Here is a 12,517-nt window from a genome sequence, read left to right as displayed (position 1 = left end):
TTGCTACCGGTGTCAGAAGCAGACACTCGTTTCTGACACCGGTATCAGAGGACTAACAAAGCGATTGGCGGCCGACAAGGCCACAAAGCGGACACAACTCACGAGACCTAGCGCCGTTGCGTTTCCGACACATGGCGGCGGCGGGTCAGGCCGGGTCAGACCTCGTCGGGACGGTGGTGACTGACCTGATAGAGGCCTTCCAGCATCGCCGCGCGCTGATCCGCCGGCAGCTGGGCGCCCATGGCCCGCAGCAGCTTCAAGGCATTGAGGTGGACGTCGACCGCATCCCAGCGCCAGACCTCGGCCTCCGCCAGACTGTCGGCCAGGGTGCACAGGGACACCGCCGCCTTGTCGACCCCGCTGTCGGAGACGAAATGACCAACGTCGATGATCCGTGAGCTGAGCAGGTAAAGCGCGTCGAACGGCTCGCTCTCGCGGTCTTCGGCGGCCTTGCCGAAGCGACGCTCGATCTCGGCCAGCGTTTCGTCCAACGCGGCCAGCGAGGCCTCGCGCAGGCTCTCGACTCCCGCCTCGGCGGCGATGACGGCGTCCTGGGCCAGGATGCCGCCCCGCTCCTTGATCATGCTGGCGAGGCGGTTGGGGGGACGGAATTTACGGACGGTCATATCTGCACCTTCGCTGGGCGCATCAGGTTGGCGATTTCGTCATCCGACATGTTGGGCGTCTGCGCATCGCCCACCTCGGCCGGGAGGTCATCCTTCCGCCGTCCATCCGTCCCTGGCGGGGGTCCCTCGTGCTTGAAACGGCGATCAGGCCCTATGTAGCTGTCGCATTCGATGAACTGCCGCTCCTCGCGAGCGACCCAGACGATGCGCTCCAGCAGCACCTTGGGCGTGATCGGCTTGGCCACGACATAGTTCGACCCCGCGTCGCGCAGCTTGAAGATCTGCGAGGTGCGGGTGTGGCCGGTGACCAGGATGACCGGGACGTAGCGGTTGGTCTCGCCGCCGTCCTTGCGCAGCCATTCGATGAACTCGATGCCGTCGGTGACGGGCATCTGCACGTCGCTGATGATCAGGTCGAAGGTCTTGGTTCGGATCAAGGTCTGCGCGTCCGCGACACTCTCGGCCCGGAGCAGCTGTTTGACGCCAAAGCCCGAAACCACCTGCGACAATATGTCCAACGAGGGACCGTTGTCATCCAAGACCAGAACCGTGGCCTTTTCGAGATTGATCCGCGTCGAGGGAAGGAGCGGGTCGGCCATCGCGCTCCTAGAAGAAGTCGAGCTCGCCGGGGTCGGCGCGTTCGCCCTGCCGCTCCTCGGCGCGCAGCCTCACGACCATGTCGGACAGACCCAGCCCCCTCAGCAGCGGCTCGATCGAGACGTTCCATTCACCGGAGGCGTGCTGGCCGATGCGCTCGAGCACCTCGGACAGGCCGTGCAGGCGCTGGCTCAGCTCGTCCAGCGACTGCAGACGCGTCAGGTTCTCCAGCGTCGCCCCGCCCCTGGCGAGGTCGCCGGCCAGGTGTTCGCAGTCCCGGCACAGGGTCGCGGCCGAAGCCAGTTCCACCGCCAGGCGACGCGACAGCTCTCCGACCGGCAGGTGCTCGGTCGGTGCGGTCGTCGGCGTCTGAAGCGGCAGCGCGGTCATCAGGCTCAGAACAGATCCACGTCGCCGCTGGCCACCGACGGCATCGGCGGCGGAACGGGACGGCGGACATCCTGCGGCGCGTTGTCGACGGCCACCAGACGCTGGCGCACCCGACCCGAGGTCGGCCAGAACTCGACGCGACGGGCCGAGACCCCGCCGGTGCTGGACGAGACGATCGGGATGCCTTCGTCGCGCAGGAAGCGTTCGGCGAAGGCGGCGTTGCTGGCGCCGACGTCCGAGAGGCCGTCGAACAGCTTGGCCCCGCCGAAGATCTTGGCTTCCATCCGCTCGCGGCGGGCGCCCTTCTTCAGCAGATCGTTGATCAGCACTTCCATGGCGTAGGCGCCGTAGCGGACAGCGTCGCCGCCGGTGCGGCCATCGCCCGAATCCGGCAGCAGGAAGTGGTTCATGCCACCGACACCGGCTTGCGGATCGCGGATGCATGCGGCGATGCACGAGCCCAGCACGGTGGTCATCACCACCTGCGGGTCGCCCGTCACATGGCTTTCGCCCTGGGTCACATGAACCTTGACCGCCCGTTCCGGGTCGTCGTGATGAGAGAATTGCGTCATGTCAGCTGCCCGAACACTTGTTCGATCTTCTCTTTCAAGCCTTGAACCGTAAACGGCTTGACGCAGTAGTTGTTGACGCCGAACTGCACGGCGCGCTGGACCAGTTCGCGGTCGGCGCGGCCCGTCAGCATGACGAAGGCGGTCTGGCGGATCGGCGGGTGCGAGCGCACCGCGCGCAACAGCGCCAGGCCATCCATCTTCGGCATGTTGAAGTCCGAGATGACGAGGTTGGCGGGCTTGGCCAGGAGGTTCTTGAGAGCCTCCTCGCCGTCCGGCGCCTCACGGATGTCCTTGAAGCCGATCTGCTGCAGCGCATTGCGGATCAGAGCCCGCATGGTGAGCTGGTCGTCGACCACGAGTACGGAGATGGTGCTAGCTTGCGGCATGGTTCATCGCCTCGCGGAGGCCAGATCGAGGATGGATTGGCCCATGTGGGACAGGGAGACCTGCTTCTCCACAGCGCCAATTTCGAAAGCGGAGCGCGGCATGCCGTAGACGACGCACGAAGCTTCGTCCTGGCCCAGCGTCTTGGCGCCGGCCTTGCGCATGGCCAGAAGGCCCTGGGCGCCGTCGCGGCCCATGCCGGTCAGGATAGCCCCGACCGCCTTGTCGCCGACGGCGTTGGCCACCGAGTTGAACAGCACGTCCACCGACGGGCGGTGGCCGCTGACCGGGTCGCCCTGGACCAGGCGGCAACGCAGGCCCGCCGAGCGAACGACCGTGAGATGCGCCGCGCCGCCGGGAGCGACATAGACCTTGCCAGGCTCCAGCAGGGCGCCGTCGACAGCCTCCTGCACCTTGGCCCCGCTGGCGCGATCCAGGCGGGCGGCGAAGCTGGCGGTGAAGGTCGCCGGCATGTGCTGAGTGATGACCGTCGGCGGGCAGGTCTCGGGGAACAGCGTCAGGATCGACAGCAGGGCTTCCACCCCGCCGGTCGACGAACCGATCGCCACGATGTCGCCCGACGGCACGAAGTCCTTACGCCGCACGGGCGCGGCCGCTGGGGCCGCGCCGGCGTTGGTGCGAACCGAGGCGCGGGCGGCGATCTTCACCTTGGTGACGATCTCGGCCAGGGCTTCCTGGGTGCCGGTGGCGTCGGCGGGCTTGCCCACGCAGTCCACCGCGCCCAGTTCCAGGGCCCGCAGCGTCATCTCGGCGCCGGCCTGGGTCAGGGTCGAGACCATGACCACCGGCATCGGCCGCAGGCGCATGATCTTCTCGAGGAACTCGATGCCGTTCATGTTCGGCATCTCGATGTCGAGCGTGACGACGTCGGGGTTCAGGGTCTTGATCATGCCCCGCGCCTCGAACGGGTCGCCGGCGCCGCCGACCACCTCGATCTCCGGGTCACGAGAGAGGGCCGCCGTGATCAGGCTCCGCATGGTGGCGGAGTCGTCGACGACAAGAACGCGAATCTTCGGCATCAGCGGCCCACCTTCCTATAGGCGGTCAGGCCGCAGCTTTCGAACGCGGTGACATTGGAGCCCACACGCTCGGAATGGCCCACATAGAGACGGCCGCCAGGCGCGACGAGCGGCGCGAAGCGGCTCCAAACACGTTCTTGGGTAGGTTCATCGAAATAGATCACGACATTCCGGCAGAAGATTGCGTCAAATGGGCCCTTCATAGGCCATGATGGAGCGTTGAGATTTAGTTCCCGGAACGCGACCAGGCTGCGGGCCGCGTCGCAAACGCGCCAGGCCCGTCGATCCGAGGCGTCGCGCTCGAAAAACTGGCTGCGCGCCGAGGCGGGAATCCCTTCCAGCAGCGATTCGTCGTAAATGGCCTCGCGGCCTGTCGCCAGCACGTTTGTGTCGATGTCCGTGCCCAGGATCCGGATGTCCAGATCGGCCGCGTTCGGCCATACCGACAGCACCGTGAAGGCCATCGAATAGGGCTCCTGCCCCGACGAGCTGGCGGCCGACCATAGACGCAGCCGCCCCCCGGCGCGCACCTTGTCGGCGACAGGTTCCAGCACGTTGGCGCGCAGGTCGTCGAAATGGTGTGGCTCGCGGAAGAACCGCGTGACGTTGGTCGTCAGCGCCCGGAGCATCTCCTGGCTCTCGTCCTGGCCCTTGTCGCTGGCGACGAAGGCGCAGTACTCGGTAAACGTCCGCAGACCCAGGGTCCGCAGGCGCTTGGCCAGGCGCGAATAGACCAGCGTCGCCTTGCTGTCGGGCAAGCTGATGCCGGCCAGGTCGTACAACAGCGCGGCGATGCGCTTGAAATCCTGATTGGTGAACGCGAACTCGCCATCGACGATGGCTTCGCGGCGCTCTGAGGTGGAAGCGAAATTCGTCATCAGGCGGCCAGGGCCTCCCGTTCGGGCAGGATGCGGTCCAAGGAGATCTCGCTGATCATGCGGCCTTCGATCGAGATGATGCCGCGGACGAAGTTGCGGACGGTGTCGCAGGCCATGTCCGGGGTCGGCTGGATCATGTCGTCGTTGATCGACAGGATGTCCGACACCGCGTCGACCAGCAGGCCGACGGTGCGGTCGCCCGCCTTGACCACGATGAAGACGCTGCGGACGGTCGGCTCGATCACCGGCATGCCCAGGCGGCAGGCCAGGTCCATGATCGGCAGCACCGCGCCGCGCAGATTGATCACGCCGCGCATGAAGCCGGGCGACTGCGGGAGCACCGTGGCCGGGCTCCAGCCGCGGATTTCGCGGACCGCCATGATGTCGACGCAGTACTCCTGGTCGCCCACGCGGAATGAAATCAGTTCCCGGCGGTCAATGCCTATGGCGGTGGCATGGTCGGTCATGACTTACTCCGCCGCGATGAGGGTGGGTTCTGTGGGGCGAGGCGCGCCGCCTTCACGGCGGCGCATGGCGATCGTCGCGTCGACGTCCAGGATCAGGGCCACGCGGCCGTCGCCCAGGATGGTCGCGGCGGCGACGCCCTCGACCTGCTGGTAGTTCTGCTCCAGCGACTTGATGACGACCTGGCGCTGGCCATGGATGGCGTCGGCCACCAGGGCCGCGCGCGAGCCGTCCTCGCCCTCGACCAGCAGCACGACACCGTCGGTCGGGTTGGGGCTATGGTCGCGGTAGCCGAGCGTGAGGCCGACGTCGATCAGCGGCACGAAGCTGTCGCGGACGGCCAGCACCGAGCCGACCGGGCCCAGCGGGCGAACTTCTTCCGGCTTCGGACGCAGGCTCTCGACGATGGCGGCCAGCGGCACGACCAGGGTCTCGCCGGCGACGTCGACCACCATGCCGTCCAGAACGGCCAGGGTCAGCGGCAGGCTCAGCGTGAAGGTCGACCCCTGGCCGGGGCGCGAGGTGATCGAGATGCGGCCGCCCAGAGCCTGGACCGAGCGCTTGACAACGTCCATGCCGACGCCGCGGCCCGACACGTCCGAAATCTTGTCGGCGGTCGAGAAGCCCGGGAGGAAGATCAGGTTGTCGATCTCTTCGTCGGTCAAGGTCACGTCGGGGGCGATCAGGCCCTTCTTGACGGCGATCGACAGCACCCGCTCGCGATTGATGCCCTTGCCGTCGTCCGAGACCTCGATGACGATCCGGCCGCTGCGGTGCAGCGCGGCCAGGCGCACGACGCCTTCGGCGTTCTTGCCGGCCGCCTTGCGCTCCTCGGGGCTTTCCAGCCCGTGGTCGATGGCGTTGCGCAGCATGTGGGTGATCGGGTCGGACAGACGCTCGATGACCGTCTTGTCGACCTCGGTGTTTTCGCCGTCCATGACCAGACGGGCCTGCTTGCCCGTCATGTTGGCGACTTCGCGGACCAGGCGCGGCATGCGCTGGAACACCGACTTCACCGGCTGGGCGCGGATGGCCATGACGCTGTCCTGGATCTCGCGGGTGAGCTGTTCCAGCTCATCCAGACCCATGGCCAGGTTGGAAGACGGGGCGATGCCATATTCGCCGACGCGTTGCGCCAGCATGGCCTGGTTGATGACCAGTTCGCCGACGAGATCGATCAGGCGGTCGATGCGCTCGGGATCGACGCGGATGACTGACTGGCCCGGACCCGGGACCTCGACCTGGGTGGCCTTCGGCGTCGGGGCGGCCGGCTTGGCGGCCTCGACCACCGGCGCGGGGGCCGGCGCGAGGGGCGCGACCTCGGCGACGGGCGCCAAAGCCGCTTCGGGGGCGTGAATTTCGATGGCGGCCGGAGCGGCGGGCTCGACGGCCATTTCGGGGATGGTCTCGGCGACCGTCAGCAGCGAAGCCAGGGCGTCTTCGACCGCGGCTTCGCCACGGGTGATTTCCAGGTCGCAGTCACCGTCGACGAACTCGAAGACTTCGCGGATCGCGGTCTCGTCGTCCTCGGTCTCGAGGCGGACGCTCCAGGTCACGAAGGCGGCTTCCGGATCCAGATTTTCCAGGGCCGGCAGGGCGCGATCGTCCAGCGTCGCCTTGATCGGACCCAGGCGGTTGAGCTCGCGCAGCAGCAGCGCCGTCTCGTTGGCCTTGCGGTAGAGGTCCGACTTCGGACGGATCGACACCGTCCAGACGTTGGCGGGGATCAGGTCGGCGTCGGCGGCCTGCGCCTCGACCGAGATGGTCTGGGGCACGAAGACGAAGCCAAGGTCGTCGTCATCCATGGCGTCTTCGGCGGCGGCGACGGAAACAGTGGCGGGCGGGGCCGGAGCGGCCTCCTCGACCGGCGCCGGGGCGGCGGCGGCCGGAGCCACTGCTGGAGCCGGGGCGGCGTTCGGGTCGGTCCAGGTTTCCAGCTCGGCGGCCATGGCGGCCGAGGCGGCCATGTCGACATCGCCCAGGCCGCGCGCGGCGCTGACGTGGTCGGCCAGGATGTCGGAGGCGCGCAGCATGACGGCGGCCAGATCGGCCGTGTTGGGCACCGAGCCGGCGCGCACGGCGTCCAGCAGGGTCTCGAACACGTGAGCGAAGCGCACCAGCGGCTCGAGGCCGAAGGCGCCGGCTCCGCCCTTGATCGAGTGGACGGCGCGGAACACGGCGTTGACCGTCTCGCTGTCGCCGGCCCCTTCCTTCATGGCCAGGAGACCGCCCTCGAGGTCGGCGAGAAGCTCCTCGCATTCCTGGAAGAAGGTAACCTTGATGGCCTCTAGCTCGTCCATGTCCCGTACGTCCTAATTCGCGTCTAGCAACGGGTAGTCAAAATTCGGCACGCGGTACTTGAGCCTGGCTCAGGCGGCCCCGGACCTAGGCGGCGACGCGGCGGATGGCGTCGACCAGCTTTTCCGGGTTGAACGGCTTGACGATCCAGCCCGTCGCGCCGGCTTCGCGGGCCCGCTGCTTCTTGGCCGGGTCGCTTTCCGTGGTCAGGACCAGGATCGGGATGGCGCGATAGTCGTCATCGACCCGCACCGCCTCGATGAAGCCGAAGCCGTCCAGCTTGGGCATGTTGATGTCCGTGATGATCACGTCGGGGCGATGGGCGGAGAGAACCTCCAGGCCATGTTCGCCGTCGACCGCTTCGACCACGTTGAAGCCGGCGCCGGCCAGGGCCATGCGCAGCATGTCCCGCATGGTGCGGGAGTCGTCGACCGTGAGAATCGTACGGGTCACGATTCAGCTCCTTGGAATTCCGCCGAGAGGAGCACCGTTTCGGCGCCGAAAAGACGGGTGGTTTCGACGAAGGCCTCGGAAGGCCCCTTGATGGAAAAGACTTGACCGTCCTGGTCCCACGCCTTGCGGGCGGCCAGCAGAACCTGCAGGCACAGACCGCCGAGGCGACGGACCTGATCGGCTTCCACGATGATCTCCGCGCCGCGGCGTTCCAGGAAGGCGGCCTTCAGAGGGGCCGCGGCCTTCAGATCCAGGGTTTCAGGCAGCGCGATCGCGGCGGCCATTAGAATTCCTCCCAACCATCCGTTGTGGGGGCCTGGGCGACAGCCGCCGAACCATTGCTCCGGCCCGGACGGGCGAAGGTGTTCAGGCGGGCCTGCTGCTCGGCCACCGGGTTGCGCGCCGGAGCGTGCTGGGCCGCATCGGCCATGGCCGGGCGGGTGTAGTTCGAAACGCCGTTCCCCACTTGGAAGCGGGCCATCAGGCGGACCAGTTCACCGGTCTCGCCTTTCAGCGAGTGCGTCGCGGCGGTCGATTGCTCGACCATGGCGGCGTTCTGCTGCGTGACCTGATCCATCTGGTTCACGGCCGTGTTGACTTCGTTCAGACCAGTCGCCTGCTCCGCGGCCGAAGCCGCGATCTCGGTGACCAGGGCGTCGATCTCGCCGACCTTCGCCACGATCCGTTGCAGCGCCTCGCCCGTCTGGCCGACCAGGCTGACGCCTTGGCTGACCTGCTGGGTCGAGCTGGAGATCAAGGCCTTGATCTCCTTGGCCGCTTCGGCCGAGCGCTGGGCCAGGGCCCGGACTTCCTGGGCGACGACCGCGAAGCCGCGGCCCGCTTCGCCCGCCCGCGCGGCTTCGACGCCGGCGTTCAGGGCCAGGAGGTTGGTCTGGAAGGCGATCTCGTCGATCACGCCGATAATCTGGCTGATCTGCTTGGACGAGTTTTCGATCTCGCCCATGGCCGACACTGCCTGATGCACGACTTGGCCGCTATGCGTCGCTTCGCCACGCGTCGTTGAGACCACGTCCGAAGCCTGGCGGGCGCCCGAGGCCGTGCGGCGCACGGTGGCGGTCAGCTCGTCCAGCGCGGCGGCGGTCTCTTCCAGGCTGGCGGCCTGTTGTTCGGTGCGGCGCGACAGGTCGTCCGAGGCGTGGGCGATCTCGTCGGCGCCGGTGCGCAGGCCGTCGGTCGAGGCGGCGATGACTTTCATCGTCTCCTGCAGCGAGCCCATGGCGCCGTTGAAGTCGTCCTTCAGCTTGCGGTAGTCGCCAGGGAAGTCGGCGGTCACGCGGAAGGTCAGGTCGCCCGAGGCCAGCTTCTCCAGGCCCTGGGCCAGGTTGCTGACGACGGTCGAGGCTTCCTGGGCGGCGGCCGCCGCGGCGGCTTCCTTGGCGCGGCGTTCGTCGGCCGTGAGGGCGGCGGACTTTTCCTGCTCGGCGCGCAATGTGTCGAGGTGCAGTTGGTTGTCGCGGAAGACCTTCAGCGCCGTGACGATGGCGCCCAGTTCGTCGCCGCGCGTCAGCTTCTCGAGGTCGATGCTGTTGTCGCCCTTCGACAGCTTGTCGGTGGCGCCGGCGATGTCGTTGATCGACTTGCGGGTCGTCATGACGGTGAACCACGCCAGACCGCCGACGGCGGCCAGGGTGATCAGCGACATCACGATCGTGATGCTCATCGCGGCGGTCGCCTCGGCCTGGCGCTTGGCGCTCTCGGCTTCGACGCGCTTGTTGGCGGCGCCGACGACCTGGTCGAGCGTGCCGGTCATCTTGGCGTACTGTTCTTCGAACGGGGCGATGAAGCCCACGGCCATGTTGAAGTCGACGCCGATCATGCCGCTGACCGTGTCGATGGCGCTGCGGCACTCATCGAGTTGCTTGATCAGTTCGGCGATCTTGGGTTGTTCGGCCGCCGGCAGCTTGGCCTTAAGCGCGGCCAGCTCCTTTTTGATCGAGTCGGTCTCGGTCAGCACGGCGGCCATGCGAGCGTCGTTCTTGCCGACGTCGATGTTGCCGGCCTTGTGGGTCATGACGGTGTAGAGCTCACCGTTGACGTTCGAGATACGCTTGGAGATCTTCTGGATCTCCAAGTTTTCGCGCATGTCGCTTTCAACGACCTGTTTCAGAGCGGCCGACTGGCTCTTCTGAACAACGATGGCGCCACCCGCCATCAGGGCCAGCATAAGCAAAGCGAATGCCGGCGCAAAGCCGATCTTTATAATCAACGGTAAATCGACGAGACGAATCCGTTTCATCGCGAGGTTCCCTCCAACCGGCGCGCCGTGCCCACGGACCGCCAACATGAGAGGGGATAATCCCCATAGAGTCCTAACAGACTCTGACTTGGTTAAAGCCAATTCGACATAATAGTTCGAGGTGGTGTCGGACGGGTCGTTTCGTCGCAGGCTCCCACGCGCGGAATCTATAAAGACAGGAGCACCTCGCGGTGCGTCGCGCGGCGCCCCTCTGATGGTTACCTGACAGTAAACTTCCAATATTCTTCGCCGACTCAGATTCTCTTAACTTGAACCTGCGAAAAGGCTCCTGCGTCCGGTTGGCGCAGCGTCCACAGGACGGGACATATTTACTAGGAGCAGCGGGATGAAATATCCGATCGCTATTGCCGCGGGAATCGCTGGCAGCTTTTTCGTCGCTCAGGCCGCTTCGGCCGCCGGTGGCTTCGAAGACCAAATGGGCCGTTGCCTGCAGCAGTTCGCGAACACCCGCGACGCCGCTCAGGTGATGCTGGAATGCACCGCCGACGCCGGCAAGCTGTCGGACTGCAAGGTCGTCGACAACAGCGCCGCCGGTAAGGGTTTCGACAAGGCCGCCATGTGCATCGCCGAAAAGCTCCCCATGGGCGCCAAGACGGGCACCGTGAAGGTCCCGTTCCGCTTCCCGGGCGGCGCGTAAGCGTCAATCCCTTCCGGGGAACACATAGCGCCCTCGCCGACACCGTCGGCGGGGGCGTTCTGCTGTTCGCAGGTCAAGATTCGCACCTGACCCGCTCCTTTACTCAAAACTCTTCCCACTTTTCTTTGAGCGCCGCGGCCGCATTGCCCCGCGCCGCTGGGGCGGAGACGGCCGGCTGGCGGCCGGGGCGGCTGAGCGGGCGGGCGACAGGCGGAACGCGCGTCGGCGTGGGCGTCGCCGGCGCGGCGGCCTTCTGGCGCGCCGAGATCGAGAACGTCGCCACCTGCTTGACCAACTCCAGCGTCTGACCCTTGAGGGAATGGGTCGCGGCCGTCGTCTGCTCCACCATGGCGGCGTTCTGCTGAGTGACCTGGTCCATCTGATTGACGGCCGTGTTCACCTCGTTAAGCCCCTGAGCCTGCTCCTGGGCCGAGCTGGCGATCTCCACGATCAGGGCGTCGATTTCGGCCACCTTGCCGACGATGCCGCGCAGGGCCTCGCCCGTCTGGCCGACCAGACCCACGCCGCGATCGACCTGGGCGGTCGAGCTGGCGATCAAGGTCTTGATCTCCTTGGCCGCGTCGGCCGACCGCTGGGCCAGCGCGCGGACTTCCTGCGCCACGACGGCGAAGCCGCGACCGGCTTCACCCGCGCGGGCCGCCTCGACCCCAGCGTTCAGGGCCAACAGGTTGGTCTGGAAGGCGATCTCGTCGATCACCCCGATGATGTTGCCGATCGAGCGCGAACTGGTCTCGATCTCGCCCATGGCGGCCACGGCCTGGTCGACGACGACTCCGGACTTCTCGGCCTCGGCCTTGGCGCCGACCACCACGTCCTGAGCCTGCTTGGCGCCGGCGGCCGAACGACGGACCGTCGAGGTGATCTCGTCCAGAGCCGCGGCCGTCTCTTCCAGGCTGGCGGCCTGCTGTTCGGTGCGGCGCGACAGGTCGTCAGCGGCGGCGCCGATCTCGTCGGCGCCCGAGCGGATCCCGTCGGTGGCCTCGGCCACGCGGCTCATCGCCCGCTCCAGGATGCCGACGGCGTTGTTGAAGTCGTCCTTCAGCTTCTGGAACTCCGGCGCCACCTCGGCCGACAGGCGGCCGACCAGGTCGCCCTGAGCCAGGCGGTCGAGCGCGTCGCCCAGCGCCTGGACCACCGCGTTCTGGCTGGCCTCGTTGGCCAGGCGCACCGCCTCCAGGCGCTGGCGCTCGGCGTCGATGGTCTCCAGATAGATCGAGATGGCGAAGTCCATGTCCAGCATGACCGCCTTCATCAGCGCGCTCACCGCGTCGCCGGCCTTTTTCGGGTCGCCCTTGGCCATGAAGCCCTTGGGCCACTGGTCGTTGATCGTGGCGCGGATCAGATGCTCGCTGACCACCGCGTAGCCGCCGATGTACCAGCGCGGCTCCAGGCCGATGCGGGCGTGGGTCTGGCCGATAGTGCGCACGGCCTTGACGTAGGTGTCGTCGAACTCGGCGCGTGCGATCACATCCCAGTGGGCTTGCTGGCGGCGTGAGGCGGACTGAATGTGGCCCTCGTCGCCGAAGAACTTGCGGGTCTCGGGCGTCGCGCGGACATTGGCGTAGAAGGCGTCCAGGGCGGGGCCGATAGTGGCGCGGACGACGGGCTGAAGCGCGCGGAGGGAGGCCCGCGCCTTATCGTCCAGGCCCATGAACGCCGCTCGTTCGCTGATCGCGTGATCTTGGCTCATGGCCGTCCCCGTTTCGAAATCCGGAGACAACCTCGTCCAGCATACTTAATGCCGGCTTAAATATTCTCCGTATGCGAAGCGACAGGATGACGCACGACACTCAAAGGTCGTGAACACATCTTTGAGTAGCGGCGCCTTCAAAAACATTTGCGTGCACTGGAAAAAGCCGCCTCCCCGCGGCGTGGCGC

At 66.8% G+C, this 12,517-nt stretch carries 14 protein-coding genes; 1 reads left to right on the top strand and 13 read right to left on the bottom strand.

The genetic code is table 11. The features are described from left to right. Positions 1–155: 155 nt before the first annotated feature. The 12 genes from AC1RJ9_RS05245 to AC1RJ9_RS05190 form a co-directional block, all read right to left on the bottom strand. Complete coding sequence (locus AC1RJ9_RS05245; protein ID WP_492836624.1) at positions 156–626, bottom strand: chemotaxis protein CheE; 471 nt, start codon at positions 624–626, stop codon at positions 156–158. Continuing rightward, entirely contained in the window at positions 623–1,225 is a 603-nt protein-coding gene (locus tag AC1RJ9_RS05240; protein WP_492836622.1) for a response regulator, read from the bottom strand. The genes AC1RJ9_RS05245 and AC1RJ9_RS05240 overlap by 4 nt, the downstream gene beginning before the upstream one ends. Positions 1,226–1,232: 7 nt before the next feature. Beyond that, positions 1,233–1,613: a DUF8776 family protein gene (locus tag AC1RJ9_RS05235; RefSeq protein WP_492836620.1), complete on the bottom strand. Its 381-nt coding sequence runs from the start codon at positions 1,611–1,613 to the stop codon at positions 1,233–1,235. Between the two features lie 5 nt (positions 1,614–1,618). Further along, entirely contained in the window at positions 1,619–2,185 is a 567-nt protein-coding gene (locus tag AC1RJ9_RS05230) for a chemotaxis protein CheD (RefSeq protein WP_492836618.1), read from the bottom strand. After that, a complete protein-coding gene (locus tag AC1RJ9_RS05225; protein ID WP_010918325.1) occupies positions 2,182–2,571 on the bottom strand; it encodes a response regulator in 390 nt (129 codons plus the stop codon). The genes AC1RJ9_RS05230 and AC1RJ9_RS05225 overlap by 4 nt, the downstream gene beginning before the upstream one ends. Before the next feature lie 3 nt (positions 2,572–2,574). Then, positions 2,575–3,609, bottom strand: a complete 1,035-nt coding sequence (locus AC1RJ9_RS05220) for a protein-glutamate methylesterase/protein-glutamine glutaminase (RefSeq protein WP_492836615.1) — start codon at positions 3,607–3,609, stop codon at positions 2,575–2,577. Then, the gene (locus AC1RJ9_RS05215) at positions 3,609–4,487 is read right to left on the bottom strand and encodes a CheR family methyltransferase (protein ID WP_492836613.1); all 879 of its coding nucleotides are present in this window, start codon (positions 4,485–4,487) and stop codon (positions 3,609–3,611) included. The genes AC1RJ9_RS05220 and AC1RJ9_RS05215 overlap by 1 nt, the downstream gene beginning before the upstream one ends. Further along, on the bottom strand, positions 4,487–4,954 hold the full coding sequence (locus tag AC1RJ9_RS05210) for a chemotaxis protein CheW (RefSeq protein ID WP_492836611.1): 468 nt from the start codon (positions 4,952–4,954) through the stop codon (positions 4,487–4,489). Before AC1RJ9_RS05210 ends, AC1RJ9_RS05215 begins: the two co-directional genes overlap by 1 nt. Before the next feature lie 3 nt (positions 4,955–4,957). Then, on the bottom strand, positions 4,958–7,252 hold the full coding sequence (locus AC1RJ9_RS05205; protein ID WP_492836609.1) for a chemotaxis protein CheA: 2,295 nt from the start codon (positions 7,250–7,252) through the stop codon (positions 4,958–4,960). 85 nt (positions 7,253–7,337) lie between these two features. Next, the gene (locus AC1RJ9_RS05200; protein WP_062095129.1) at positions 7,338–7,703 is read right to left on the bottom strand and encodes a response regulator; all 366 of its coding nucleotides are present in this window, start codon (positions 7,701–7,703) and stop codon (positions 7,338–7,340) included. Beyond that, positions 7,700–7,987, bottom strand: coding sequence for an STAS domain-containing protein (locus AC1RJ9_RS05195; RefSeq protein WP_492836606.1), 288 nt, complete (start codon positions 7,985–7,987; stop codon positions 7,700–7,702). Before AC1RJ9_RS05195 ends, AC1RJ9_RS05200 begins: the two co-directional genes overlap by 4 nt. Further along, positions 7,987–10,008, bottom strand: a complete 2,022-nt coding sequence (locus AC1RJ9_RS05190; protein WP_492836604.1) for a methyl-accepting chemotaxis protein — start codon at positions 10,006–10,008, stop codon at positions 7,987–7,989. Before AC1RJ9_RS05190 ends, AC1RJ9_RS05195 begins: the two co-directional genes overlap by 1 nt. Before the next feature lie 298 nt (positions 10,009–10,306). Between AC1RJ9_RS05190 and AC1RJ9_RS05185 the strand changes: the two genes are divergently transcribed. Further along, the gene (locus AC1RJ9_RS05185; protein WP_099444777.1) at positions 10,307–10,618 is read left to right on the top strand and encodes a hypothetical protein; all 312 of its coding nucleotides are present in this window, start codon (positions 10,307–10,309) and stop codon (positions 10,616–10,618) included. 103 nt (positions 10,619–10,721) lie between these two features. Here AC1RJ9_RS05185 and AC1RJ9_RS05180 read toward each other — a convergent pair whose 3' ends face one another. Further along, a complete protein-coding gene (locus AC1RJ9_RS05180; protein ID WP_492836602.1) occupies positions 10,722–12,329 on the bottom strand; it encodes a methyl-accepting chemotaxis protein in 1,608 nt (535 codons plus the stop codon). Positions 12,330–12,517 lie beyond the last annotated feature (188 nt).

Source organism: Caulobacter sp. GW822-FHT07D08 (assembly GCF_058798735.1).
The sequence above is the reverse complement of the archived record's forward strand: the minus strand, read 5'-3'. Positions and strand labels throughout refer to the sequence as shown.

Coding starts and splice junctions, on each gene's coding strand:
- AC1RJ9_RS05245 (WP_492836624.1), bottom strand. CDS start 626: ATGACCGTCCGTAAATTCCGTCCCCCCAACCGCCTCGCCAGCATGATC.
- AC1RJ9_RS05240 (WP_492836622.1), bottom strand. CDS start 1,225: ATGGCCGACCCGCTCCTTCCCTCGACGCGGATCAATCTCGAAAAGGCC.
- AC1RJ9_RS05235 (WP_492836620.1), bottom strand. CDS start 1,613: ATGACCGCGCTGCCGCTTCAGACGCCGACGACCGCACCGACCGAGCAC.
- AC1RJ9_RS05230 (WP_492836618.1), bottom strand. CDS start 2,185: ATGACGCAATTCTCTCATCACGACGACCCGGAACGGGCGGTCAAGGTT.
- AC1RJ9_RS05225 (WP_010918325.1), bottom strand. CDS start 2,571: ATGCCGCAAGCTAGCACCATCTCCGTACTCGTGGTCGACGACCAGCTC.
- AC1RJ9_RS05220 (WP_492836615.1), bottom strand. CDS start 3,609: ATGCCGAAGATTCGCGTTCTTGTCGTCGACGACTCCGCCACCATGCGG.
- AC1RJ9_RS05215 (WP_492836613.1), bottom strand. CDS start 4,487: ATGACGAATTTCGCTTCCACCTCAGAGCGCCGCGAAGCCATCGTCGAT.
- AC1RJ9_RS05210 (WP_492836611.1), bottom strand. CDS start 4,954: ATGACCGACCATGCCACCGCCATAGGCATTGACCGCCGGGAACTGATT.
- AC1RJ9_RS05205 (WP_492836609.1), bottom strand. CDS start 7,252: ATGGACGAGCTAGAGGCCATCAAGGTTACCTTCTTCCAGGAATGCGAG.
- AC1RJ9_RS05195 (WP_492836606.1), bottom strand. CDS start 7,987: ATGGCCGCCGCGATCGCGCTGCCTGAAACCCTGGATCTGAAGGCCGCG.
- AC1RJ9_RS05190 (WP_492836604.1), bottom strand. CDS start 10,008: ATGTTGGCGGTCCGTGGGCACGGCGCGCCGGTTGGAGGGAACCTCGCG.
- AC1RJ9_RS05185 (WP_099444777.1), top strand. CDS start 10,307: ATGAAATATCCGATCGCTATTGCCGCGGGAATCGCTGGCAGCTTTTTC.
- AC1RJ9_RS05180 (WP_492836602.1), bottom strand. CDS start 12,329: ATGAGCCAAGATCACGCGATCAGCGAACGAGCGGCGTTCATGGGCCTG.